Source organism: Alistipes finegoldii DSM 17242, from assembly GCF_000265365.1.
In the GTDB taxonomy this organism is placed as follows: Bacteria; Bacteroidota; Bacteroidia; order Bacteroidales; family Rikenellaceae; genus Alistipes; species Alistipes finegoldii.
Window position 1 is genome coordinate 282,671 of sequence record NC_018011.1, and the last position, 23,890, is coordinate 306,560.

Sequence of the window (23,890 nt, forward strand, 5' to 3'; positions counted from 1 at the left end):
GCAAAACGAAAGCAGAGCGCCCTTACGGACGCTCTGCTTATCTTCAGGCTGCGCAAGCCCCTATTTAACCTCGATCTGGCGCGTGGCGGCGGCAGTCTCCTCGATCTTCTTCTTGGGAATGTCGATGGTCATCACACCGTTTTCGACCTTGGCCGAAATATTCTCGCGCTCGATATTGTCGGGCAGCAGCAGGCTCTGCTGGAACTGCGTGTAGGAGAATTCGCGGCGCAGGTAGGTGCCTTTGCGCTTGGCGTCCTCCTCCTTGTTCTCGGTCTTCTTCTCCAGCGAGATCACCAGCTCGTTGTCTTCGTTGATGTGGACCTTGAAGTCCTCCTTGGTCATACCCGGAGCGGCGACCTCGACCTTGTATTCGTTTTCACCGTCGATGATGTTGACGGCGGGAGCCGTGGTGCTGCGGCGCTCGGCCAGCCAGTTGTCGCCCAGAATCTCGTTGAAAATTCCCGGCAGCCAGTTCTGATTCGTTCTTGCAGGTGTCATAATTTTGTCCTCCTTGGTTTTATTCGGTTTAACTGTTTTCCTTTTTATCGCCCTCTCTCGGAGCGGTTTCATCCGTAGAGGGTCAAATCCTGTGCCAGCGCCGAATAAATGCAAAAATGTCACGAATTGTCACAAAACCTGCAAATACGACATGACAGACCGGCAGGCCGGGAGCGGACGGCGCATTTCATAAGTACGGGAAAAATACGTAACTTCGCGGCATGGAATTCACCGAAATACTGCGCGGCCGTTACGGGCTTTCGGAGCGGGCTGCCGGAGTGCTGATGCGGCATGCGTCGCAAAGCGTCCACGCCCGCAAGGAGATCATCGTCGAGGAGGGACAGCGCGATCAGGAGATCCGCTTCGTGACGGAAGGTTCGGCGCGCTCCTACGTCATGCGCGAGGACAAGTGCGTGATCCTCTCCTTCGCGTTCGAGGGCGATCCGACCTCATCGACGCTCGGAGCATGGCCCGGCGGCATTTCGGGCCACACGATCGAGACCATGGAGCCGACGACGCTCGTGCGCCTGCCGCGCGAGGAGATCGACCGGCTCTTCGCGGCGGACGCCGAACTGGCCGACTGGGGCCGCCGCATGGCCGAAGAGCAGCTGCGCCGGCACGAGGAGTATTTCGCCGACTTCGCATGGCGCGACAAGAGCGAGCAGTACAAGCGCGTACTGCGCGAATATCCCCAATTATTGCAGCGCATCGCGCTGAAAGACCTCGCGGCCTACCTCTTCCTCACGCCCCAAAGCCTGAGCCGCATCCGGGCCGAAATCAAATGACGAAATTATCATAAGGTAACTTTTCCCCGCGCCGAAAGCCTTACTTTTGCACCACTTCGAAAAAAGTAAGGAATATGCAACGAGACAGTATCGATTTCAGCAGTTCGGACGTCGGAAAACTTTTCCGGCGCTTCCTCTTTCCCACGGTCATGGGCATGGTCTTCTCGGCCGTGTTCGTCATCACCGACGGCATCTTCGTAGGGCGGGGCATAGGCAGCGACGCCCTCGCCTCGGTCAATATCGTCGCGCCGCTCTTCACGCTCGGCACGGGGCTGGGACTGATGTTCGGCATGGGCGGCTCGGTCGTGGCGTCGATCAACCTCGCGCAGGGCAAACGACGCGTGGCGGAGATCAACATCACGCAGTCGCTGGTGCTTCCGGCGCTGCTGATCGCCCTGCTCAGCGCCCTGCTGATCCATTGGCACGAACCGCTGCTCCTGCTGCTGGGCACCCCCGGCGAACTGATGGTCCCGGCGCGCGAATACCTCGTATGGTTCACGCTGTTCCTCGCACCGCTGGCCGTCTTCAACATCCTGATGTTCATCGTGCGGCTCGACGGGGCGCCGGGATTCGCCATGGCCTGCAACATCATGGCGGCGTGCATCAACATCGTACTCGACTACCTCTTCATCTTCGTATTCGAATGGGGGCTGGCGGGCGCCGCCGTCGCCACGGGCATCGGTTACGTCGTCGGTTCGGGCGTGATACTTTGGTACATGTTCCGCCGCAGCCGGACGCTCCGGTTCGTGAAGCTCAAGATAAGCGGCAAAAGCATGCGGCTCACGGTGCGCAATCTCTGGTACATGAGCTATATCGGATTCCCGGCGCTGCTGAGCGAGCTGGCCATTTCGAGCCTGATGATCGTCGGCAACTACACCTTTATCCATTACGTCGGCAAGGACGGCGTGGCGGCGTACAGCATCGCCTGCTACATCTTCCCGATCATCTTCATGGTCTACAACGGCATCATCCAGTCGGCGCAGCCGATCATCAGCTACAACTACGGCGCAGGGCTGATGCGGCGCGGCCGGAAAGCGCTGCGAATGGCGCTCGGCACGGCGGCGCTGTGCGGCGCGGCGGCGTTCGGATTCACGTGGCTATGCAGTCCGTGGATCGTCGGGCTGTTCCTGACGCCCGACGCCCCGGCGTACGCCATCGCCGTGCAGGGACTGCCGTGGTTCGCGGCGGGCTATCCCTTCTTCGGGATCAACGTCGTGACGATCGGCTACTACCAGAGCATCGAACGGGGACGGCTCGCAACGGGACTCACCGTTCTGCGCGGCATCGTGCTGATGACGTTCTGCTTTCTGCTCCTGCCGCGTATAGCGGGCGTGACGGGTATCTGGCTCGCGGTGCCTGCGGCCGAGGCGCTCGAAACACTGCTGCTCGTCTATCTGCTGCGCAGCAGACGCTTCGCATTCGCATAAGGGAAAGCGGAAAAACCTTCGGTAGGGTTTTCCCGCTTTCCGCGTCGGAATGGACTAATTCCCGCGCTGCATCCTGTCGATGAACAGCACCCCGTCGAGGTGGTCGATTTCGTGCTGGAAAATCACGGCGGTAAATCCCTCGACGGTATCCGTCACCGGCCGCATGGTCGTTTCATCCAGATAGCGGAGCACGATGCGGTCAGCACGCAGAACCGTCCCCGACGTTTCGGGAACGGAGAGACACCCCTCCCTGCCGGCGGAACGGGTCGCCGAGCGACCGACGATTTCGGGATTGACATAGCATTCGAACGGTTCGCCGGGCTTGTCGAAACGCTGCACGGCGATCAGCCGGCGCGAAACGCCGACCTGCGGCGCGGCGATTCCGACACCTTCGTCGGCCGGATCCCGCGCGGTGAGCAGCATGCCCTGCTTCAGCAGGCGGAAATACTCCGACCTCAGTTCCTCCGCACCCAGCGGCGCGGCCTTCCGCCGCAAAAACAGCGAATCGGCACGGTCGCCGATCCGGCACAAGCGCATGACCGCCCCGCTCTGCGAGGCAATGACTTCACATTCCCTATCGGTGAATCCCTTTTGGACCGCGCAGGCGGCGAGCAGGCAGGCGACGGTTATAACGAATCTCTTCATATCGGCATGATTCCGTTTCCGGCAAAAATACGAAAATATATTCACCGTACGGCGGCACGCCCCTTCGGACTGAAAAAAAGTCTTTTCCAATTCCGGCAATTATCCTATATTTGCCGCCATGAACGAAGATCTGAAATACCGGAAGGCCGAGCCTGCCGATGCGGAGCGCATCATGGAGATCATCCGGCAGGCGCAGGCCCAGATGCGGGCGCTGGGGAGCCTGCAATGGCAGGACGGCTACCCCGCACGGGCGGACATAGACCGCGATATCGCACGCGGATACGGGTATGTGTTCGAGAAGTCGGACGCGGCGGAGAACCCCGCAGCTGCAGAAACGCCGCAGAAGTACGACAAAGGGACGGTACCCGGCGGCGTGATCGCATACGGGGCGGTGGTTTTCGACGGCGAACCGGCCTACGGGGCGATAGACGGGGCGTGGCTGACCGGGGGCGACTACGTCGTCCTGCACCGGCTGGCGGTGGCCGACGGAGAGAAGGGCCGCGGCGTGGCGGCGGAGTTCATGCGCCGCACCGAAGCGCTGGCCCGCGGACGGGGCGTCGACAGTTTCAGGGTGGACACCAATTTCGACAACCGCTACATGCTGCGGATGCTCGAAAGGCTGAGATTCGCCTACTGCGGCAAAATCGTCTACGGAAGCGGTGAAAGGCTGGCTTTCGAGAAACCCTTCGAAGCATAAGCGAAAGAACCGGTCTTGAGACCGGTTCTTTCTGTGTGAAGTCAGGGATGCGTCGCAATGTTCCGGAACAAATCCGCCGGAGAAATCTTATAATAGTCACATAAATCGGCGATCGTAGTCAGCGAAATACTGTGCCGCCAGCTTTCGATCCGTGCGATATTCAGATCGGTATCGAAGCGTACGTTCTCCTGAGTCAGCTTGCGTTCCAACCGGGCCGCTCTCAGCTCGGCAACAACCTGCCCAATAAAAAGTCATTTCGCCGCTGCTTTTTCATAGCGCAAATTACCGGAATAATAGCCTGATTTTTTACTACACACTTGTAGCTTACAAAAGAAGTGCCCCGTTTCGAAGCTCAATCGCGGGCAGGCCGGGAACTCACACCCGTTCGCACCACAATCGCGCCGTTTCGGAATGTCAGGATAAAAAGAATCCGCCCGCCAAGACGGCGTCACATCCCAAAACGATCGGTGTGACGGTAAAAAGATTCCCGTCGCAAGCTACAATTATCACAACCCCCAGCGGCCATAATACAGATTCTTCGGAAAACATCCGGTTCCGCATGGCCGGTACCGTCCGTGCGTGCAGTCACAACACGCGCGGATAATAAATCCATATTACAAAAAATAATGGAATAAAACAAGTAAAACGGGGCAAAATCAGCGCAGCGGCGGGTTTCCGGTGCGGTTTCGGATCGGGAAAAAGAATTTTTCCGAGACAATACGGAGAGGGACGGCCTATCGGCGAGCGGAAAAACGGCGGACGGGGGGGGGTAGCAGACGGCTGATGAAAAAAGTATAATACGGGAAACGGGAGAAATCGCTGCGAATTTCGCCGGAAACACCGGGAGACACCGGAGACACCGGAGACACCAGCCACTCAGGGAACAGCCGCCCCGCGCAACACCGAAAAACGCCGGCAAAAGGTCCTGACACAAAAAAGCGGCCCGCATCGCTGCGGGCCGCCGATCGACCGAAGAGAACCGAAGGCGCCGCTACTCCTCCTCTTCGTAATAGACCTTGTAGAACTTGCCCTTCTCGTCCTCGCCCTGTTCGAGCAGACTGCGGTTGCCGTGGACGTAGATGTGGAAGTTGCGGTCGAGCTTGATGACGCTCTTGTAGGAACGGGCCTGTTTTTTGACCGCCGAATCGGAGATGGCGAATTCGTCCTCGATGCGGATGTCGCGGTCCTGCTCGTACTCCTGCTTGTAGCGCGAGAAGCTCTCCATGACTTCGGGCTGGCGGATCACCTTCTCCGAAAAGTCGTCCAGCGAAAAGCTGTCCTGCTCCTTGAAGTATTTCATCGTCTCGTTGAGCATCTCAGCCTGATCGGCTTTCGACACCTCGAATTCGTTCGGGAGATGCTTGGTCACGTACTTCTTGCACATGGCCATCGCGTTGTGGGTATTGTGGTAGTTGTCCTGACGCTGGCGCACGTGCAGGAAATCGTCGATCCAGTAGCGGGCTTCGGCGCGGTTGGTGTTGTCCACGACGCAGACCGCGAAACCCGCTTCGCGCTCGGTGTTGAAAACGACGCACCCCTTGTCCAGCTTATTGACGTTGATCCCCTGATGCGCGGCGATATGCAGCCCCGACGCCTGCTCCTCGACGTCGAGAAACGTGTCGCGCGTCTCGGACTTGAACAGCCCGACGGCATCGACCGTCTCGCCTCCGAAACGGCAGTCGGTGAAGTAGACGACATAGAACTCCCCGCTCTTGATCTGGGGGTGCATGCCGGTTTCGTAGAGATGTCTGGCAAGGCTGACCGAATGGTCGTAAAACGATTCGGGATCGTCGAAGATCCTGCAGGTGAAATTCCAGACCTCGTTGCAGGTCAGGTCGGTGTCGTGGTAGAGGTTGAAATACTCCTCGGATTTGAAACCGCCCATGAAATAGGCCAGCAGCGTCTGCATCAGGGCCGCGTCGGAGAGCTGGTCGGAGAGCGACGGCGAGACCATCAGCGGCTCGTCTTTTGCTTTGTTGCCCACGATATGCACGGCCAGCGCGCCGATCCGGGATTCTTCGGTATAGAGCATTTTCGGTATTGTTTGCGTAAAACGGAAGGCAAAGATGGGGATTTTTCCGGGACCGGGCAAGCAAAAAACCGGGTATTTAGCAGAAACGCCCTGCCGGACTCCCGATAATTTGGCTACTTTTGCAACGACTAAACTTCCGTAAGCATGGAAAACAGAATAACCACACTCTTCGGCATTCGCTACCCGATCATCGCGGGCGGCATGATCTGGTGCAGCGGCTGGCGGCTCGCGGCGGCCGTAAGCGACGCGGGCGGACTGGGCCTGATCGGCGCGGGCTCGATGACGCCCGACCTGCTGCGCGAACACATCCGCAAATGCCGCGCGGCGACTGGCAAACCGTTCGGCGTGAACGTCCCCCTGATGTACCGCTACGCGGAGCAGATCATGCAGGTCGTCATGGAAGAGCGGGTCCCGGCGGTATTCACCTCGGCGGGAAGCCCGAAGACATGGACCGGGCAACTGCATGCCGCAGGCTGCAAGGTCGCGCACGTGGTGTCGAGCACGAAATTCGCCCTGAAATGTCAGGAAGCGGGTGTCGATGCGGTCGTCGCCGAGGGATTCGAAGCGGGCGGGCACAACGGCCGCGAGGAGACGGCGACGATGGCGCTGGTTCCGCAGGTGCGCACGGCGATTACGATTCCGCTAATCGCGGCGGGCGGCATCGCCACGGGCCGGGGCATGCTGGCGGCGTTCGCGCTGGGAGCCGAGGGCATTCAGATGGGCACCCGCTTCGCGCTGTCCGAAGAGAGTTCGGCCAGCGACGCCTTCAAACGGCTCTGCATCGGGCTGGAAGAAGGCGGCACGATGCTGGCGCTGAAGAAGATCGGGCCGACGCGCCTGATCCGCAACGACTTCTACACGGCAGTCGAAACCGCCGAAAACCGGGGCGCCTCGGCCGAAGAACTGAAGGAGCTGCTGGGCCGCGGGCGTTCAAAGCGGGGCATTTTCGAGGGCGACCTCGCAGACGGGGAGCTGGAGATCGGACAGATCGCGTCGCTGATCCGCGATCTGCCGCCGGCAGGCGAAATCGTCCGGCAGATCATCGACGAATACAACGCCGGCGTGAAATCGCTCACGACTCTATAGCGGCCCTTCGGGGATAGGCGGGCCGGCGAAAAGCAGCCGTCCCAACCGGGACAGTCTGCCGAAGAGACGCCGGGCCTACCGCCGCTACATGCCGAGCAGGACCAGCAGGGCGACCGTCAGAAACAGCGCCCAATGGCAGAGGCGCAGGTAACGGGTCTTCGCCGCGCGTTCATAGCCCAGCGACACCAGCCAAAGCAGGAACCAGCCGCCGTAAGTCAGCAGCAGGAAGAGTTCCAGCTGGAAATTGCGGGGAATGACTCCGAAGCCGAGCAGCAGCAGGAATACCGCTCCGAGGGCCAGATCCGCCGTAATCATCTGGACGCCGCACCGTCCCATCAGCCACGCTTCGTAGGCTTTGTCCGCGGCGGCGTTCCGGCCGGGACAGGCTGCCGTATAGAAGCGGTTCCCCGAAACGACATGGACGAAAAACGCCGCGATAAGCAGCGTCCCCGCCGCAATAAACCATCCGTTCATACACATTACATTTTGAGGTAGATTCCGTCGGGCATATGCCGGAGCAGCCACGCCGCAATGCGCCAGCGGCGGGTGACGACCGCAACCCGTCTGCGGCGGCGGACCGCCCGCACGATCTGCCGGACGGCTTTTTCGACCGGCATCACCCAGAACAGACCGTCACCCTTGGCCATCGCCGTATCGACGAAGCCCGGACGGACGTCGGTGATGTAAAGCGGGAGTCTGGATTTCGCGGCGCGCTGCCGCAGTCCCTCGGCGTAGTTGATCTGATAGGCTTTCGAAGCGTTGTAGGCCGGAGCCGCACCCCCGCCGCGCAGTCCACCGACCGACGAGACGACGACCAGATGTCCGCCGCCCTGCCGCTCGAAACGGTTGTAGGCCCAGTCCGCGGCCGCCGTCCAGCCCAGCACGTTGGTAAGGATGGCCGTCTCTTCCAGCGCGAAATCCAGCGAGGGATTCAGATCGCCCGTTCCGGCGCAGACCACGCATAAATCCATGCCGCCCAGTTCTTGGGCCAGATGCTCCAGCGCCGCAACGGTCTCGGCGGGACGCGTCACGTCGGCGACGGCAAAGCGGTATGCAGCAGGATCGGCCTGCGCGATCTCCTTCAACAGATTTTCCCGGCGGCCGACCAGCCCCACGGCATATCCCTGCGCCGCAAAGCACTCCGCAAGGCCGCGGCCGATGCCGGAAGTGGCACCGATGACAATAGCTCGTTTCATATGCGCAAAGATAGGACGCGGAAAACGGAAAACACTTGATCCGAATCAAGAAATCACCGCACCCGGCGGCGAATGCGGCTCAGCGTTTCGGGACGCACGCCGAGAAACGAGGCCAGCTCCCGGAGCGGGACCAGTTCGAGCAGGCCGGGACAGCGCGCCAGCAGCGATTCGTAACGCTCCTGCGGAGTCGAGACGTACGATTGCAGCAGCCGTTCGTAAATCTCGGCCAGCATATGCTCGGCGACGGTGCGGCCCAACCGCTCGTGTGCAGCGTCGGTCCGGTAGAATTTTTCGAGCCGTTCGCCCATCAGCGTCAGCACTCGGCTGTCGCACATCGCTTCGATACTCACCCACGCGGGGGCGTCGTTGCGCATCGAGATATAGTCGCCGACGAACTCCCCGGCGAAAGCGTACCCGACGACATGTCGCTCGCCCGCTTCCGTGGCGTGCACATAGCGGAAAGCGCCCTCCTCGACCAATCCGCTACGGCGGTTGCGGACCTGCTGGAACGAAAAACAGCCGTCCTTGGGGACGAAGAGGCTTTCACCCTCCCTGCGGAACAGCTCGGCAAGCGGCGCGAATTCGGCGGCCGATATGTAACGGTTGAAATCCATCGTCGGCAAAGATAAGTTTTTTTGCGGATTTTGCCGATCCGGACGAATTCGCTACCTTTGCCGCCGCGAACGGTGAAATCACCGGCTCGTCAAAACGCAACGCAAGATGAAAAAGCAAAAGATCACCCAGCAGGATTACCTCAAGGCCCACCGCAAGGCGAGCCGCGAAGAGGAAATCGCACGGCACGGCCGTCCGGCAAGGTTCCGGGCCGTGCACAAGTCGAAAAAAGCATACGATCGCAAACGCGAAAAGGCAGGTCTGAGAAACCTGCCTTTTTCATTTCATATTAAAATATATTCCCACTCCAGTCCCCCGGCATGCTTACGCTTTGGAAGATTGGTGCAACATATGCAAACAGACGATGGACTCACATTGTACTTTTCAGCGGCTTCTCTTAATGTATTGAATATCTCTCCGGTCGTAATGCACCTTATCTTCCGATTCCTTTGTCGTATTGCCTGCTTCGATTTGCAAACTTTACAACCGCCGCCCTTCAATAAACTCCCCGGCCATGCGTGCCAAATCCTATTACATTCGGCACATTGCACCAATATAGGTTTATTTCTACCAACAAACGTTCCAATGATTTTAATTGCAGGTGACAAATTTGCGATCTCCGCAACAAATTCATCCGGAGTTCTCCGGCCCCTACCCGAACATTTCGGACATCCCGTTCTTTGTCTTGGAGATGTTGCAGTAAGATGATAAGGTTGAGTAGACCATACATATCCGCATACTTTACATTTTACAACAACCTTTTCCTTCGTGTTGATATATTCTGTCAGTGGAATCAGATCGGGCTGCAATACGCGTAATCTTGCCACAAACTGGTCATGTGTAAGTTGTAAAACGCCGGCACACTTAGGGCATCCGACACCCAAACGCAAAGAAGCCGGTATTGCGTTCCATGTATGGTTACAGGTTTTACATTGAACTTTAATCCTGTCATTAGCTTTCGTATATTCGCCGACGACCCTGATTTTATAATTGATTCCGAAGAGTTCTTCTTTGAATTCTTCCGTAGTCATTCGTCTTGAATCCATTTTGGCTCTCTTTCTAATTTTTACCCATTCATCTGTATCAAGAATTGAATCCAAGCCAAATTCCGAAAAGAGTCTTTTTGTCATATCGATCAGTTTATTTCTATTGCTGACATGAGCAAGGTCACAATCAGTCACAAAGCAATTATCAAAAGGAAGAGTCTCATTATCATAATGATCATATATGGTTACAAGCTTGATTCCTTTTTCATTACATATCCGATGTTTCTTCCTATCCCTTGCCACCAGATTTTTATGCCAATACCACGAACCGGGTTCTATAGCCGCTTTCAATTCAGGTATGTATATGTCTAACTCAGCCCCTATTGCGGTTTTATCTCTAGACAGGACCTTGGATTCCCCAAGAACACGAACAAAAGAATGATATATGAACTGCTCTAAAAAAGAGGTACATGCTCTGTGACAATTCGGACAGCCCCGGCTATGCAGAACATCATGAGGTGTTATTTCATATTCATATCCACAAGCCTTACAGCGTAGTGGCATACGTGTACGATTGTTACGATACTCCACGCCTTTCCTGACGACAAGATTCGGATCGATTTCATGAAGACGCTCTAAAAACAGTTCCATTGTCAGACGCTGGGATGCTCCTCGACGAGAGAGTGCACACGCCGGACATCCCCTGCCACTAAGGATATGCGCAGGAGTGACATTCCACTCATGTCCGCATTTCAAACATCTGAATTTGGCTTTTTCGAGCGCTTTTACATACCTACCGATCAGCACGACGTCGTCTCTTTGAGATTGCAATTCCTCAACAAACTCGGCATGGGTTTTCTGCTTGACTCTCGCACACTTGGGGCATCCATGCCCTTTTAACAGACTATATGGAATCGGAGTCCACTCCCAACCACAGATGTCACATTTTACAGCGATTTTAGAGTTGTTTCTTTCATATGTTCCCAGCACAGTAATTTTAGAATTTTGTGCGTTCAATTTGTCTATGAAATCTGTTGTTTTCATTTCTTGGCAAAACGAATTTAATAAAAAAAATCGTTCACTTTCGAGAGTTTGTTTATTACTTCGACCACCAAGCAGCCAAGACAAAAAGGTGGGAAAATTTGAAGATGCAAACAATTTGCAGACAAAATCAGACACTGAAAAGCGCAAATAGCCATTAAGGCTATTTGCGCTTTAATAATGTGGTACCACCAGGAATCGAACCGGGGACACAAGGATTTTCAGTCCTTTGCTCTACCAACTGAGCTATGGCACCATCCTGTTGAGTTATAAAACTCGTTTACAAATGATTACGAAACTCGATCTTTTTCTCTGACACCCGACCTTTTCAGTTCGGTTTACAACGTGGTTTACACAGTCGTTTTTGCAAAGAACGATACCCATTTCGGTTTCATTGCGAGTGCAAAGGTAAGCAAATTTCTCAAACTTGCAAAAGTTTTCTCGAAAATTTACAACTTTTCTGCCCTCAAACAATCATACAACCGCGATTAGAACCGCTTTCTATCCAACATCAACCTTTTCGCAAGTCATTTCAAAACCATCCAGAACCGTTCGGGCAAGTAGATATTCTTCACCTCTCCTGCCTGTTCAAACAGCGGGGCAATCTCGGATGGACTAAACCCTGCTATCCCGCAACCGATTTCCGTCACCAAAAATTTCAGTTGTGGATGTTGCTTTGCAAACTCGATAAACTCGTCCACATAGGGCTGGATTGTTTCCACTCCGCCCTGCATGGTCGGTATGGCATAACTCTGCCCCTGCAATCCGACACCCTGTCCCCAGACAGCCCCGAATCTCTGATATGCCAACCGTGCAGCACCCCCGCCGTGCATACCTGCGAGGTTGCTACCGAACACGAAGATTTCGTCGGGTTGGAGTTTAGTGATGTAATTGGGTGATTTTTGCATGGCTGTTTATTTACTCAAATGTCGAAATTATTTGGTAAGATTGCAAATTCCACTAAAGAAAAAAATCCCCGACCGTATGGCCGAGGATTAGCATTGTGGTTCTTCATATTTTGGTGACGTAATTTCAAAAAATTCATTTTATATAGCCCTTGAAAAATATGTCACTTGATTAACAAAGCATCATATCGTGTTTGATAATCATAGCTAAACAGTTCTTCATCAGAGCAATCCTTTTTTAATATACAATCCAACTCAAAACTGCTACATATTCCATATCCCCAATATCTGCTCTTTATTTGAATCAATTTTCGTCGCTTGAGATTATTCGTACAATTATCATAAACTTTTTTGAGCGGCATCGGTAATTGTGCTGATACTTTTCTACGTTCAGCCATCCATTTATCCCAAAAGCGCATATCATTTTTTAAGGCACATTGCTTTTCTTCCACGCTATATTCCTCATAACCTGAATTAATCACATCAAAGAAATCCGAATATGCTCTATGTACCATTTTATCTGGAATCACCCTATGTCGTTCTGTCGGCTGATAATTGGAATCACCCAAAGTAAAATAATAATCCAATAATGAAATCAATCTCTGCTCGTAGCTTTCAATGAAGAACTCGCCATACGCCAGTGGTGCTCCTGACCCACCATGTTTCCCGACAACTAATTTATCGCATATATCATGTAAGGCTTCTTCATATTCTTTCCATGCACAATGTTCTGCAATTAAAATATCCTTAAACTCATTGTTACAATCCAACAGTCGATTGTTGTATATTTCTACCTTACATTCATGTAATTTGGTCGCCAACCATGCCTGTATATTAGCATCCCATTGTGAGCCGAGCGAGTATGATAATAATGAATCAATTTGTTCCGAAAATCTTTGGAAATTTTCTGTTTCCGTTGTAGAAGAATTAAGAGGGTAATATTCATTAATACGCCAAAGAATCATATCTAAATCATCTTGATAAGGCGTTGTTTTATTCGTAAACCATAAAGTAGCAAAATCATTTACCGCCGTGATATGGGGTATATCTCGGAAATATCCGATTCTATCATAGAAACCGTAACGTTCAGTACGATGCAAACTATCGAATCGTCGTTGATATTCAGCTATCTTGTCTTTTGATGGCTTGCCAAATAAATAAGGGATAGAATCGGCATCTCTCCACTTAAACTTAAAATGGATGGTATCATAATATGTCTTGATTGTAAGTTCCGTTGAATCTTCTCCAACCTGCTCAATCTGCCTTACCTGTCTATTGCCACATCCAAGCATTATTAAGCCAACAACAAGTATCAGTATGTAGTTCTTCATCATCTGTGACACAATTATAAGATGTTCAGTTTATATAGCCCTTGAAAAATATGTCACTTAATCTTTACCGACTTTTCAATCTCTTTATACCAACTTATTTCATCATCCCATTCAATAGTTCTAATAATTACATAACCTTTTCTATCGGGGTCTATCCTTACTAAATCGGGGTCGTTCCCATTCTCTTCACCATAAAAGCTATCGTGTGTATATAGATTTACTATTTCTTTCCATTTGCCTCCACGAAGTGAGTATACGCAATACATTCCAAAGCGTGAAACAGCTCTTGTGAAAAAGCCTATTTCATCCGTACCATCGCGATTCAAATCATCCTCGTTGGTTAAGCGCTCAATCTGAAATTCAGTTTCTATGGCAGGAATTGTTGGATTGCTGAATGTTATATTATTGAGCTTCCCATCATCTACTTCATCAAGGCTGTAATATTCAGCAGGGTTTGATTCGCTGTAAGCATATTCGATCTTTCCATCACCGTTAAAATCCCCTTGTATAGTATCTCGTTCATAACTATCTCCTATAATCGAATCGGTTTGTTCAGTTTGCCTTATTCTATTTTCTACAACTATATTCGCTGGATTCCTATTCCCACACCCTACAATCAGCAGGGCGAATATGGGGAGTAAGTAGTTTTTCATCTTATGTGACGCAATTTTGAAAAGTTCTGTTTATATACCCCTTGAAAAATATGTCACCAATGCTATAAATGCCTGTTAATCCTTTTTTGTAATTCCTTATCTTTATATCCGTTCTTCTTGGCTCGTTTCAGCCAGAATTTCGCTTGCTTCCAATCTTGAATGTCGGCATAATAGTATGCTAAATCCCGCTGGGCCATCCATTCATCCTGTTCCGCCGCCCTTAACCACCAAATAACAGCAGAATCAATATCTGCCTGCTCTCGTTTAATCAAATCTGGGCGTTCTGCATAGCACCCTCCCAATAAATTTTGAGCTTCTGAATTTCCTGCTTCCGCAGACTTAAACAGGCTTTCGATTGCGGTATCTTCATCTCCATCACCGAAAAGCATCCAATGAAAGAATTGGTAGTATTGTTCATCAGCCAATTTCTCGGCCTCTGTAAATGGTCTTTCGGGTTGGCTTTGGCAACAGACGAACAAAATGCCCATCAGTATAAGTAAGTAGTTTTTCATCGTTCGTTTTCTTCTTTGCAAAACAATCCTTTGATTTTGCGCCATATGTTAGATTGCCAACAATTACCGTATTCTGTTTCTGCATAACCCAATGTGCGGACTTGATAGCTTTTCCCGTTGGAATGTATTATTTGCAGATTTGAGTGGTACACTTTTGTACTTTCTATACGAATAGAATCACCATTATCAGCCACCCACCAAGAATTATCTTTCGGAAAATATTGGATAGTCCGCATTACAACTGAATCCGTCCATATCTTATCATCGGGATTTGTAACGCTTAATAAATGACAACTCCATTCTTCTCCGTTTTGTATTAAGTAACAGTTTTCATTACCGTATATTCTGGCTTCCATTATTTCATCACCAAAAATATTAGGCATGGCAATCGTGAAATCAAACAATAGTACAACAATCAGTAAGCCTATTTTGCTACCTCTGTCTAATTTTGCATTTTTCTGTTTTACAAAGAATATTGGCAAAATTGAAGATATTAATACGCTAAACCATCCAAAATGAAAGAGTATTTCCAGATATATATGGCGCAAAAGTACATGTTCGGAGTAGAGATAAAATGCACCGACTTTCCATGCTCCAATCAATAGTCCAAGCCCTAATAGAAATGCACTAAAATAGAGCCGTATATTGGGACGTGACAGTTTGCGGATATTCACCCAGATAAGAATAGCCGCAGCCATCATTAGTAAAGTATATCGTAATGTTGGATGCCCGTCTATCAGTCCTCCATCACTCCAATAATGAAAATCCAGATAATCAAGGCAATAATTATAGGCAATATAATAGATTGTCAAACTCCCTACGATGTAGGCAGTTCTTACAAGTATGCTTTTAAGCGTGGGATTGAGGATCATGGATTAGTTATTGAGTGGGTTAATTCATTGATAGAACAAGTGACGCAATTTGTAAAATTCTCTTTTATATACTCTTTGAAAAATATGTCACCAACGAACCAATAGATTTTCTCCAACGAATCGCTCAATTAGAGAAAGTCTATTGATGTCCCTTATTTTATTTTTGCTTGATAATCAATTTTGAATTGATATTATCAATAGTTACCGTTCCGAAACGTTCCAAAACAGTCTGGCCGAGTAATAGCGGAGCCTGCTGATTATGGACAACCGAAGCATCAACATTACGCAGAATGGCATCGCCAATCTTGATTTCACGCAGACGGATTGTCGTGCCCTCGTGAATCTCGCCAGTTGCAACGCTATAATATTCTTTGCCTTTAATATCGTCTGATTTTAAATAGCCATTTTTAAGCATAAAATTGGCTTCCACCGAGGAGATTGTAACCGTACTTGCTCCCGTATCGAAAAAGAATTTCAAAGGCAATTCATTAATCGTACAAGGTATTTCATAAACCCCGCTATACATTTTTTTCATTTGTATCTCGGAAATAGTTTCGATCTTATCTTCTGCCTGTTCATCATCGGCTTCTATTCGAATAGGCTTGGCTTTATATTCTTCAATTAAATGCTTAAATTCGGGCAGTTCTCGAATGGCATCTATATCGTCATCATGCTCGATATGTGCAAACGAACGATAGCCTTTCTCAAAGGCTTTGCGAAGTGCCGCAACAGATTCGTCCAATCGTCCCATGCGTGCCAGCAGACATGATTTATCGTAATAAACACCGTTTCCCATTGAATCCGAGGCAATGATTTTATCCATCCATTCGAGGGCTTCGGTATCCCGTCCTAAAAAGTGAAGAGCATATTGGCGACAACTGCCACTTTCGGCAACCGTATCCTGTCGAATAACCTCCTCGAAATCCGCATTGCTCTTCTCCTTTTCTCCACGTTTCAAGTACAATGCACCCCGCATCAAGAAAATATAGGGATATGTTTTATCGACATCTATTCCCGTATTGTAATCTTTCATGGCCGAATCATCATCGCCCGATAACTCATAGCACCAGCCGCGCTTATAGTAGGCATAAGCACTCGTCGGGTCAAGCTCTATCCCTTTTGTAAAATCAGCTATCGCCTCTTTATATTGCCCGCCCTCTCGGTAATAGTCGGCACGGGAAATAATTGCATAATAATCTTTACCATCTCCCAATTCAATACACTTGGTTATGTCCGCAATAGCATGTTCTGTGTCTCCTATTTCGTTGTAGCATTGGCTGCGACTGTAATAGATGAAATCAAAACTTCCGAACTCTTGTTGCAGTTGATTGTAGCATAAAATAGCATTTGCATAATCATAGCCCCATTTGTAAATATGGATACGCAGTTGTTTCCAAGAGTGATCGTTATTTTTTTGAATTTGGGCCTGCACTTTGGCTAATGCGTAACTCAAATGTTTACCCATAATTGATTTCAGCAGGTAATGTTGTGGGGCATCCGATTTTTCAAAATAGATGACAGCATCATCAATCGCCTTGTCCGTTTCGCCCATTTTATCATAAATCTGCATCCGATAACGATAGGTTTCCTCGTAATCAGCATCGTATTTTTCACATTTATTAGCTAATTCCAATGCTTTATCATATTCCTTACGCGCAATCATGTTGCGAATAAGCCCCACCATAGCCGATTGATCCGTCTCGTCGTTTTTCAGCATTTGTGCGTAATCCGCATCGGCCTTGTCGTATTCTTTCTGCTCGTAATAGAGTTGTGCTCGTCCGTAAAGAATCTCTTGAATATTAGTTGCTCCTTTCTTGTCTTTTAGTGCTAATTTGTAAGCGGTATCATAGTCGGCAAGTGCTTTGGCAGAATCTTCCATATCGCAATATGTGCGGCCACGGTTCCAATACATGATGTATTTTGAGAACATTCCACCTTTTTTATAGTATTTTATCGCAAGGTTCGCATCCGAAAGGGCATTTCCGTATTTCTTTTGTCGATAATATAAATCTGCACGAACTATTCTTGCATCGGCATTGTCGGGAGTTTCTTGAAGCTGTTGGTCAAGGCATTTCATCGCTTCTTTTTCGTCGCCATTCTGTATTAGGTCAATGGCTCTTTGCAGGTGGTAATCTGACGGCTGTTTCTTTTGTCCATAGCCGTTGTATACTCCTGCACACAACAGCAGAATGATGAGTAGGTAGTTTTTCATTGGACTATTTTATTTATCTGTAAATGGATGCGTGTGTTGATGTGACACAATTTGTAAAATTCTATTTTATATACCCCTTTAAAATTATGTCACTCGTCTTATTTGTCCATGTAACATCCTATTACAATTGCAATGACATTAAGCAAGTTATAAGCGATTATTAATCCCGATGATAGGGATAAAGTGGTTAATAAAAAATAAGATGCAACACATAATCCGATGGGTAACCACATACCTGCTTCATTTCCGTCAGAATTTTGATACACAAAGCATTGTATCACAAAAACATAACCCACGGCAAGTATGCAATATATTAAGGCTTCGTGTTTAATCATATCTGATACAAGCATATCCATTGGATTGGAATAGTTCGCAGATACAATATCTTTAATGAGCCATCCAAGTAAAATATAGATTGCTATACCTAATATCGTTAAGAGAAATTTTTTCATATTGATACTGTACCGAGTTATGATTTATTCAACTAATTGTAGCTGTCCGTCCACATACATTGCATAATAGAATTTCCCATTATGCTTTATATTTTTCGTTTTGCAAATACGAATTATTTTATCCAATTTCATCAGTAGAAAACATTCATATTGAAAAGTCACTCCTTTGGTTGGTTGCTCCTTATAGATTCCACGATACATGCTTTGCCAAAGTTTTTCATTCCCGTTTTTCTTATAACGAATCTGGCCATCAGCAATAGTGATAGATGCGTTTTCTGGGTCATAGTTTCCATAAGGAGTTAAAACATATGCTATTCGATATGTTTTATAGGTCTGCGCTGAAAGTGCCAAACAAGATATTGACAGTATGAGAACAAGTGATAATTTCTTCATAATGTTTGTAATTAGGAGAGTGCCATTATTATACAGATAATAAAGAAAATAACACCTGCAATGATGCCAACGCCCGTAGCATTCATTTCTTTTTCTTCTGCTTTTTGCGCTCTTACAACTCTTTGTTCATATTCGGGAGTTCCTCTTTTTTGGTCTAACAACCAATTTGCATGGCGAATCATTTCTTCGGCCTGTTGTTTTGTATAGGCGTGTCCTATTCTTTCGCCTAATCTATTGCGACATTCGTACATCATAATTATTTATACGGCTGAATTAATTCGTCATTCAAAATGTTTTTCGACTTATTGAAATAGTTTTGTGCTATCGTTGTATCTCCTAACTTATAGGCAGTATATCCCATCCAATAATAAGCCTTTTGCCCTGATTTACGAATATCTTCATCATTGGCATATTCACTTGATAAGAGATCATTGTAGTTCGAGACACACATAGAATAGTAAATTGATGCCTCTTTATAATTGCCGCTATTTAAATAATGTTCACCCAAGGCTTCATTGATATTGTAAAGCTCTAAATCTCGATCAGCCTTATTATTGATTCTCTTAGATAAAACCGCTAATTTCTTCAATGCCGAAACTTTACGATTGGATTGTTGGGTATATTCAGATGCCGATAATCCCACTTTATTGGTTTTATAAATTTCCAATATATCCGATAGCATGTCAACCTGCCCCCAGAGTAAATCCAACTGCTCATTAACATCACCGATTCGATCTATATATTTATCGACGACGGCACAAGCCTCCAAACAATAGATTGCATAACGTTCTGCTCGTTCCGAAGTTATTCCGTAAGTGCTATTTCCATCAACCCAAACGGATTTTGCTTTTACAATGAGCGGCTCCAATTCAGTTATACAACGATCAACAACATCTTGTGCGTTTGTATATGTTGCCCCCATAACAAGAGCAAACATCAAAAACATCTTTTTCATAAATCAGCAATTTTATTTGTGTTAGTAGATTTTGATCAAGACAACATAGGGTGTCAATCGTTTTATCTTTTCTGTAAATGGCAACCCTGAAATCGAGTTATTAGCAGGTAACGTAATAAATATTGGTGCTACATCAATCAAATTCTTCAGATAAGATGTTTTAATAGCATACCCGACATTCTGTGCATCTTCAACCCCTGCGTTTGTAATGCCAACTATATTGCCTTGTTTATCAAACAGAGGCCCTCCGCTATTACCATGCTGAATAGGTGCAGATATTTGGTATGTAACAATATCACCTTGATAACCTGTTTTTGAACTTATGATACCATCGGTAACTTTTATTTCTTCTCCCAAAATATCTGACATGGGGTAACCGAGAGCAAATACACTCGTTCCTACATCCTGTATCGAGATTTTAACGGCATAGGGTAATGCTGGGAAGTTGGTAAACGAGCTATCGTCGATTTGCAGCAGACTAATATCATTCGTCTTATCTGAAATCAGAACTTTTGCATTGACTGTATGGACCTGTCCTTTCCAATTAACAAGCACATCTATTCCATTTGCTCCATCAATTACATGATGGTTGGTTACAATCACACCGTTAGATGTCAATACGAAACCGCTGCCTGTTGCTATGTACCGTTTCCCATTTTCTGAAGACGGAGTATTGGGCGTTGTGGCTTTATCCAGCTCCATTTCTCGAATTAATGCCAGCCCCTCTGAACCGCCTTTTTTCAAATCGTCAATACCTGAGGCATCGGATTTCAGCAGTTTGGCTTTTCCTCGTAACAGATAGACGTCTGTTGTGGATTTGTAGGATATGGCTTTCGTGCAGTCGTCAATTGCGTTATTGTAAAACTTACTTGCAAAATAGGCATTTGCACGTTTGAAATAGATGTCGTAGTTTTTATAACCTCTGTCAATGGCTTTCGAGTATTCCGATGCCGCTTGGTAATAGTTTCCATCACGCATACGACTGTCCCCAGCAGTAATGAAACTCGACACTTTTGAATATACGGATTTGCGCTCTACCTTGAGATTATAAACCCTTATCTTTGCGCCTGCATACAAATTGAACTCAACTCGTCTTACACCATCAACCGATGCAAAATCGGCCTCAGGAATAGAATAATCATTAAAATTTATCCCACAATGATTATTCTCTTGCAAGATAATCTCAACTTTCGTTGGTAATCCAGAACAAGATTGCCATCCATTATCAAAAGTACCATGCAAAACACCTTTGCCTGACATATTAAAGGAACAAGATGCAGATTGGTATGTATTTACAATCCCATAATTACCCCCTTTTGCTCCTTTATTGTTAAATAGATACTGTATATAGTATTCTTTACCATCTACGCCCGCCATATATACTGTTATTCCCCAATATATATCCTGCGTATATTCTGTTTTCCCGTTTGCGGTCTGAACAGGATATTTATATTGTGATGGATTATTATTTATATCTTCAATGCCGAACGAAATCCGCTTGGATGTACCATTCACATATAGCGGCAAGATTCCATTGCGTGCTGTAATTCTGTTCTGTTTTTTATTTTCTTTCGATTCTGCGATCCAATTATGTAATGTTACGCTATTGGATGACACATTTGATATATCCAAGCTATTGGATGCGTTTATTTTCAGAGTGCTGGGTTGTATTTCCCACTCTGTTTGGGCATAGGAACTTATGCCAAGTAGTAATGATAGCGTGAGGAGAATAACTCGTTTCATTTGTTATGTGTATTTGATTAATATTTATCGTATAGTTTGTATCGTTTGGGAGAACTCCCCACGGCTTCAATCAAGCAAAGGTTTTCAGGAATATGGTATATGCAATCATAGCCCTGCCTTGCGGTTATCGGATGGTCAAACTGCAAAATAATACAATCTGCAATCTCTCGAACCGTTAAAGCGACCGCAGAGGCAGATAAAATCGCATTGCTTATTTGCCTGTGTAGATACTGGGGCATACACAAAACTTGTCGTTCAACCCCTAACGACGGGTTAATAAAAAGAAAGCGCAGGGCTGATGACTTATTTTAGTGCGACAGGTCGTAGGAAACCCAATAGATAAAATAAGCAACAACCCCGCGCCTGTATCGTGAAGATACGACGGGAGGGCAATGCCACTTATCCTCTCTATTGTGCTTGGAATTTCCTACGTTCGTCGCACGAGAATAAAGTTACACTTCCGTATTCAATATGTTCTCCACAAAAGTAAAAAACAATCATCGGAAATGCAACGGCAAAACCACTCTTTTTTCAAGGTTGTTGCAGATTCAAATTTCGTCAAAACAAAGTTGCCAAACAAGTGGAAAACGGCTGGAAAATAAACTTTGTTTCTTGTAACTTGGGTTAGATGCTTTGTTATTCAATTTAAGCCGACATATTTCCTTTAATAGTGAGTTGCAAATCACTCCAACCCTTAATTATCGAGAATATGCCAGCGTAAAGTCGATATTTTGAGCATCGGAATTATATAAAACCATATAATGCGCAATAAATCAACAGACAGCATCATTGAATATAAGTTATTATCGTCTTGTTTACCTATCAAAGAAAATACCCCTGTCGTCGTTTGACAGCAAGGGTATTCTTCTTCGTTCGGTTATTCCACAAACCACCTGTACTGGGCATCGCCCTCGATGGCTTTGCCTATACCTGTGATAAGCTCGGTAGCGTTCAGCGAACGGTCGAGGAATGTATCTATGTAACTCGACTTGTTGGCTCCCGTAAAGAGGTTATAAACCCTCCAAAGGTCAATCTCTGGATTGTTCCCTCTGGAAAAGTTCTCGTCCGCGTAATACGCCTTTGCTACCGCGTTGATATGGCAGTCCGTAAACTCCATAGCAGGAAGCTGTCGTTTCTCGGCTGTGGGCAGGTATTGATACAACCGTGTCTTGCCGATAAGCTGGGCGAACTGGTGTTCGGTAAGGGTTCGTTCCTGCATCGCTGCCATCAGTTGTACATGGCGTTCGGCATCGTACTCTCGGAACAGGCGTAAGGTGGCATCGAACAAGTCCTGCACACCCATCACCCGCAGTTCGCTCTTGAATCCATCGGTCGAAACGCAAAGGTTACAGCACACGAGGTTTTTGAACCCGATAAAGACCTTGAATTTCTCCACCGTCTTCTTGGAATAAAGATTCTCGTGGTTATAGGCCCTTACTCCTCCTATCGAAAGGTTCAGTCTGTTCCCTGCCACATCCTCGTAAATCGTGGGTATCTCGAAACAGAAAGCCATCCGTTCGTAGTAGATGGTCTTGTCGGTTTCCAAGAGCTGGTTCACGGGCTTGTGGATGGCTTCGGGAATACGCCCCTTGATGATATGGGACACGACTATATCGGGAGCGTCGATTACCTCCTGCGGGAACATACGGTGTGCAGCACCCAGCACCGTTTCGATAAAGCTCTGGTGGGAGATGGTCACCTCGTTGTCCTTGCTGAATACGGGAACGACGCAATCCGCTCTCAAATGGGCTATATCAACAGGCTTGGTGTTGGCCTCGATAAAGTGACGGTTATGACGGACGCCCAAAGGAACGACAACACCCGTCGTTGCTGATTGGGCTGGTTGTTCCTCTACAATCGTTGCTACCTCTGCGGCAGGGTTATCGAGGAAAGGGCTGTCGGAGTTCAGGCCGACGGCAAATTCGGGGTTAGGCTGAAACGCTGGGTACATGGTTGTAAGGAGTTTGAGGTTGAACACTCGGATGTGCAGGCTGTGTCATGTTGCACCATTTGAGGATGGCCTGACCGACAGCGGGCGTAATGAGAAATTCGGGACGGCCCGTGAACAGTCCCGTGCGGTCTTTGGATGTGGTGGCCTTGTGGTTCATGGCTATATCGAGGACGGCGGTAAACTCGTAATCCACGTTATCACGCTGTACGGCTTTCAAGCCCACTTTCTCTGGAACCATCTTGCCGTTCTTGTCCGAGAGCACATAATCCTGCTTGGAACGCATGGTGCAGATCACATGAGCGGAAGATGTCAAAATACGCTGAATAAAGGCGTTCTGACGGGGTGTGACCTTGGCCCAATTGGCAAAGGAGTTGCCTTGCAGGTTGGCGTGGAAATCCAGCAGATAATCCCAGCAATGGGAAATGCTGTCGATGATGATTACCTCGGCTCCTGCCTGCTCGCAAATACCAATGGCCTCGATGTAGGTTTCGGGAGCATAGTTTTCGAGGGTGAGGACTTGATAACCGCCCAGATGGGCATAAAGGTCAGCCGAGCAATTCTCGGAATCAATGACGGCGATTTTCGACCAGTCGCCTGTCATGCCGTAAGCGATAAGGAGCGACGAATAGGTTTTGCCGCTGCCCGAAGCTCCCGCCAGAGCAAGCCGCATCTTGGCCGCCCGACGCATGGATTGTCGTAATTGCATAACTCTACAAATTAGATGATTAGTAAATTATTAAACTAAAAATCCAATTTTGGAGTTTTGGTTTGCAATCCTTAATAATTATCATTCCCCATTTCAATAAGGGGGGGGGCTTTAACAGAAAGTATCTGTATATGCAGGGGATATATTTTATAAAAAAACAGGCATTATAGCCTGTTTCTGATAAATGCCTACGGTGCAAT

Annotated in this window: 25 protein-coding genes and 1 tRNA gene; 4 read left to right on the forward strand and 22 right to left on the reverse strand. The window is 48.1% G+C overall.

The annotated features are described in order from the left end of the window. Positions 1-60 precede the first annotated feature (60 nt). Positions 61-498, reverse strand: a complete 438-nt coding sequence (locus ALFI_RS01370; RefSeq protein WP_014774472.1) for an Hsp20/alpha crystallin family protein — start codon at positions 496-498, stop codon at positions 61-63. A gap of 221 nt (positions 499-719) precedes the next feature. Between ALFI_RS01370 and ALFI_RS01375 the strand changes: the two genes are divergently transcribed. After that, a complete protein-coding gene (locus ALFI_RS01375) occupies positions 720-1,283 on the forward strand; it encodes a Crp/Fnr family transcriptional regulator (protein WP_014774473.1) in 564 nt (187 codons plus the stop codon). A gap of 74 nt (positions 1,284-1,357) precedes the next feature. Beyond that, the gene (locus ALFI_RS01380) at positions 1,358-2,710 is read left to right on the forward strand and encodes an MATE family efflux transporter (protein WP_014774474.1); all 1,353 of its coding nucleotides are present in this window, start codon (positions 1,358-1,360) and stop codon (positions 2,708-2,710) included. 54 nt (positions 2,711-2,764) lie between these two features. Here ALFI_RS01380 and def read toward each other — a convergent pair whose 3' ends face one another. Continuing rightward, on the reverse strand, positions 2,765-3,355 hold the full coding sequence (def, locus tag ALFI_RS01385; protein WP_014774475.1) for a peptide deformylase: 591 nt from the start codon (positions 3,353-3,355) through the stop codon (positions 2,765-2,767). Positions 3,356-3,473: 118 nt separating this feature from the next. Between def and ALFI_RS01390 the strand changes: the two genes are divergently transcribed. Then, positions 3,474-4,052, forward strand: a complete 579-nt coding sequence (locus tag ALFI_RS01390) for a GNAT family N-acetyltransferase (protein WP_014774476.1) — start codon at positions 3,474-3,476, stop codon at positions 4,050-4,052. 41 nt (positions 4,053-4,093) lie between these two features. Here the strand turns inward: ALFI_RS01390 and ALFI_RS01395 are convergent, their stop codons facing one another. Next, positions 4,094-4,261 (reverse strand): helix-turn-helix domain-containing protein, encoded by a 168-nt coding sequence (locus ALFI_RS01395; RefSeq protein ID WP_009598802.1) that lies wholly within the window; start codon positions 4,259-4,261, stop codon positions 4,094-4,096. A gap of 782 nt (positions 4,262-5,043) precedes the next feature. Further along, positions 5,044-6,084, reverse strand: coding sequence for a nucleoid-associated protein (locus tag ALFI_RS01400; RefSeq protein WP_014774478.1), 1,041 nt, complete (start codon positions 6,082-6,084; stop codon positions 5,044-5,046). A gap of 144 nt (positions 6,085-6,228) precedes the next feature. Between ALFI_RS01400 and ALFI_RS01405 the strand changes: the two genes are divergently transcribed. Beyond that, complete coding sequence (locus ALFI_RS01405) at positions 6,229-7,170, forward strand: NAD(P)H-dependent flavin oxidoreductase (protein ID WP_014774479.1); 942 nt, start codon at positions 6,229-6,231, stop codon at positions 7,168-7,170. Between the two features lie 84 nt (positions 7,171-7,254). On the opposite strand, the gene ALFI_RS01410 is transcribed toward ALFI_RS01405, so the two are convergent. The 18 genes from ALFI_RS01410 to ALFI_RS01490 all read right to left on the reverse strand — a co-directional run bounded on the left by ALFI_RS01410 (position 7,255) and on the right by ALFI_RS01490 (position 23,690). Further along, positions 7,255-7,644 carry a hypothetical protein gene (locus tag ALFI_RS01410; protein ID WP_014774480.1) on the reverse strand — a complete coding sequence of 130 codons (390 nt, stop codon included), beginning with the start codon at positions 7,642-7,644 and terminating at the stop codon, positions 7,255-7,257. 5 nt (positions 7,645-7,649) lie between these two features. Continuing rightward, positions 7,650-8,366, reverse strand: coding sequence for an SDR family NAD(P)-dependent oxidoreductase (locus tag ALFI_RS01415; protein WP_014774481.1), 717 nt, complete (start codon positions 8,364-8,366; stop codon positions 7,650-7,652). A gap of 53 nt (positions 8,367-8,419) precedes the next feature. Further along, entirely contained in the window at positions 8,420-8,980 is a 561-nt protein-coding gene (locus ALFI_RS01420; protein WP_042493087.1) for a Crp/Fnr family transcriptional regulator, read from the reverse strand. 282 nt (positions 8,981-9,262) lie between these two features. Next, positions 9,263-11,008 (reverse strand): zinc-ribbon domain-containing protein, encoded by a 1,746-nt coding sequence (locus ALFI_RS16330; protein ID WP_014774483.1) that lies wholly within the window; start codon positions 11,006-11,008, stop codon positions 9,263-9,265. Between the two features lie 180 nt (positions 11,009-11,188). Further along, positions 11,189-11,261: transfer RNA gene (locus ALFI_RS01430), tRNA-Phe, on the reverse strand. Between the two features lie 271 nt (positions 11,262-11,532). After that, positions 11,533-11,913 carry an A1S_2505 family phage non-structural protein gene (locus ALFI_RS01435; protein WP_014774484.1) on the reverse strand — a complete coding sequence of 127 codons (381 nt, stop codon included), beginning with the start codon at positions 11,911-11,913 and terminating at the stop codon, positions 11,533-11,535. 161 nt (positions 11,914-12,074) lie between these two features. Continuing rightward, complete coding sequence (locus ALFI_RS01440) at positions 12,075-13,244, reverse strand: hypothetical protein (RefSeq protein WP_014774485.1); 1,170 nt, start codon at positions 13,242-13,244, stop codon at positions 12,075-12,077. A gap of 50 nt (positions 13,245-13,294) precedes the next feature. Next, complete coding sequence (locus ALFI_RS01445) at positions 13,295-13,894, reverse strand: hypothetical protein (protein WP_014774486.1); 600 nt, start codon at positions 13,892-13,894, stop codon at positions 13,295-13,297. Positions 13,895-13,956: 62 nt separating this feature from the next. Further along, positions 13,957-14,406: a tetratricopeptide repeat protein gene (locus ALFI_RS01450; protein ID WP_155835621.1), complete on the reverse strand. Its 450-nt coding sequence runs from the start codon at positions 14,404-14,406 to the stop codon at positions 13,957-13,959. After that, on the reverse strand, positions 14,403-15,278 hold the full coding sequence (locus ALFI_RS16790) for a hypothetical protein (RefSeq protein WP_014774487.1): 876 nt from the start codon (positions 15,276-15,278) through the stop codon (positions 14,403-14,405). Before ALFI_RS16790 ends, ALFI_RS01450 begins: the two co-directional genes overlap by 4 nt. Before the next feature lie 157 nt (positions 15,279-15,435). Further along, positions 15,436-17,490 carry a tetratricopeptide repeat protein gene (locus tag ALFI_RS01460; protein WP_014774488.1) on the reverse strand — a complete coding sequence of 685 codons (2,055 nt, stop codon included), beginning with the start codon at positions 17,488-17,490 and terminating at the stop codon, positions 15,436-15,438. 98 nt (positions 17,491-17,588) lie between these two features. Then, positions 17,589-17,942 carry a hypothetical protein gene (locus ALFI_RS01465; protein WP_042493093.1) on the reverse strand — a complete coding sequence of 118 codons (354 nt, stop codon included), beginning with the start codon at positions 17,940-17,942 and terminating at the stop codon, positions 17,589-17,591. 24 nt (positions 17,943-17,966) lie between these two features. Then, a complete protein-coding gene (locus ALFI_RS16795; protein WP_130064011.1) occupies positions 17,967-18,335 on the reverse strand; it encodes a hypothetical protein in 369 nt (122 codons plus the stop codon). A gap of 11 nt (positions 18,336-18,346) precedes the next feature. Beyond that, entirely contained in the window at positions 18,347-18,589 is a 243-nt protein-coding gene (locus ALFI_RS01470) for a hypothetical protein (RefSeq protein ID WP_042493095.1), read from the reverse strand. 2 nt (positions 18,590-18,591) lie between these two features. After that, positions 18,592-19,290 (reverse strand): tetratricopeptide repeat protein, encoded by a 699-nt coding sequence (locus tag ALFI_RS01475; protein ID WP_014774491.1) that lies wholly within the window; start codon positions 19,288-19,290, stop codon positions 18,592-18,594. A gap of 21 nt (positions 19,291-19,311) precedes the next feature. After that, complete coding sequence (locus tag ALFI_RS01480) at positions 19,312-21,033, reverse strand: trypsin-like peptidase domain-containing protein (RefSeq protein ID WP_014774492.1); 1,722 nt, start codon at positions 21,031-21,033, stop codon at positions 19,312-19,314. A gap of 877 nt (positions 21,034-21,910) precedes the next feature. Next, positions 21,911-22,984: a DUF3871 family protein gene (locus ALFI_RS01485; RefSeq protein WP_014774493.1), complete on the reverse strand. Its 1,074-nt coding sequence runs from the start codon at positions 22,982-22,984 to the stop codon at positions 21,911-21,913. After that, on the reverse strand, positions 22,962-23,690 hold the full coding sequence (locus ALFI_RS01490) for an AAA family ATPase (protein ID WP_014774494.1): 729 nt from the start codon (positions 23,688-23,690) through the stop codon (positions 22,962-22,964). Before ALFI_RS01490 ends, ALFI_RS01485 begins: the two co-directional genes overlap by 23 nt. Between the last annotated feature and the right edge of the window lie 200 nt (positions 23,691-23,890).

What these genes read in the sequence shown, in the direction of transcription:
- ALFI_RS01370 (WP_014774472.1), bottom strand. Translation starts at nt 498, where the DNA reads ATGACACCTGCAAGAACGAATCAGAACTGGCTGCCGGGAATTTTCAAC.
- ALFI_RS01375 (WP_014774473.1), top strand. Translation starts at nt 720, where the DNA reads ATGGAATTCACCGAAATACTGCGCGGCCGTTACGGGCTTTCGGAGCGG.
- ALFI_RS01380 (WP_014774474.1), top strand. Translation starts at nt 1,358, where the DNA reads ATGCAACGAGACAGTATCGATTTCAGCAGTTCGGACGTCGGAAAACTT.
- def (WP_014774475.1), bottom strand. Translation starts at nt 3,355, where the DNA reads ATGAAGAGATTCGTTATAACCGTCGCCTGCCTGCTCGCCGCCTGCGCG.
- ALFI_RS01390 (WP_014774476.1), top strand. Translation starts at nt 3,474, where the DNA reads ATGAACGAAGATCTGAAATACCGGAAGGCCGAGCCTGCCGATGCGGAG.
- ALFI_RS01400 (WP_014774478.1), bottom strand. Translation starts at nt 6,084, where the DNA reads ATGCTCTATACCGAAGAATCCCGGATCGGCGCGCTGGCCGTGCATATC.
- ALFI_RS01405 (WP_014774479.1), top strand. Translation starts at nt 6,229, where the DNA reads ATGGAAAACAGAATAACCACACTCTTCGGCATTCGCTACCCGATCATC.
- ALFI_RS01410 (WP_014774480.1), bottom strand. Translation starts at nt 7,644, where the DNA reads ATGAACGGATGGTTTATTGCGGCGGGGACGCTGCTTATCGCGGCGTTT.
- ALFI_RS01415 (WP_014774481.1), bottom strand. Translation starts at nt 8,366, where the DNA reads ATGAAACGAGCTATTGTCATCGGTGCCACTTCCGGCATCGGCCGCGGC.
- ALFI_RS01420 (WP_042493087.1), bottom strand. Translation starts at nt 8,980, where the DNA reads ATGGATTTCAACCGTTACATATCGGCCGCCGAATTCGCGCCGCTTGCC.
- ALFI_RS16330 (WP_014774483.1), bottom strand. Translation starts at nt 11,008, where the DNA reads ATGAAAACAACAGATTTCATAGACAAATTGAACGCACAAAATTCTAAA.
- ALFI_RS01435 (WP_014774484.1), bottom strand. Translation starts at nt 11,913, where the DNA reads ATGCAAAAATCACCCAATTACATCACTAAACTCCAACCCGACGAAATC.
- ALFI_RS01440 (WP_014774485.1), bottom strand. Translation starts at nt 13,244, where the DNA reads ATGATGAAGAACTACATACTGATACTTGTTGTTGGCTTAATAATGCTT.
- ALFI_RS01445 (WP_014774486.1), bottom strand. Translation starts at nt 13,894, where the DNA reads ATGAAAAACTACTTACTCCCCATATTCGCCCTGCTGATTGTAGGGTGT.
- ALFI_RS01450 (WP_155835621.1), bottom strand. Translation starts at nt 14,406, where the DNA reads ATGAAAAACTACTTACTTATACTGATGGGCATTTTGTTCGTCTGTTGC.
- ALFI_RS16790 (WP_014774487.1), bottom strand. Translation starts at nt 15,278, where the DNA reads ATGATCCTCAATCCCACGCTTAAAAGCATACTTGTAAGAACTGCCTAC.
- ALFI_RS01460 (WP_014774488.1), bottom strand. Translation starts at nt 17,490, where the DNA reads ATGAAAAACTACCTACTCATCATTCTGCTGTTGTGTGCAGGAGTATAC.
- ALFI_RS01465 (WP_042493093.1), bottom strand. Translation starts at nt 17,942, where the DNA reads ATGAAAAAATTTCTCTTAACGATATTAGGTATAGCAATCTATATTTTA.
- ALFI_RS16795 (WP_130064011.1), bottom strand. Translation starts at nt 18,335, where the DNA reads ATGAAGAAATTATCACTTGTTCTCATACTGTCAATATCTTGTTTGGCA.
- ALFI_RS01470 (WP_042493095.1), bottom strand. Translation starts at nt 18,589, where the DNA reads ATGATGTACGAATGTCGCAATAGATTAGGCGAAAGAATAGGACACGCC.
- ALFI_RS01475 (WP_014774491.1), bottom strand. Translation starts at nt 19,290, where the DNA reads ATGAAAAAGATGTTTTTGATGTTTGCTCTTGTTATGGGGGCAACATAT.
- ALFI_RS01480 (WP_014774492.1), bottom strand. Translation starts at nt 21,033, where the DNA reads ATGAAACGAGTTATTCTCCTCACGCTATCATTACTACTTGGCATAAGT.
- ALFI_RS01485 (WP_014774493.1), bottom strand. Translation starts at nt 22,984, where the DNA reads ATGTACCCAGCGTTTCAGCCTAACCCCGAATTTGCCGTCGGCCTGAAC.
- ALFI_RS01490 (WP_014774494.1), bottom strand. Translation starts at nt 23,690, where the DNA reads ATGCAATTACGACAATCCATGCGTCGGGCGGCCAAGATGCGGCTTGCT.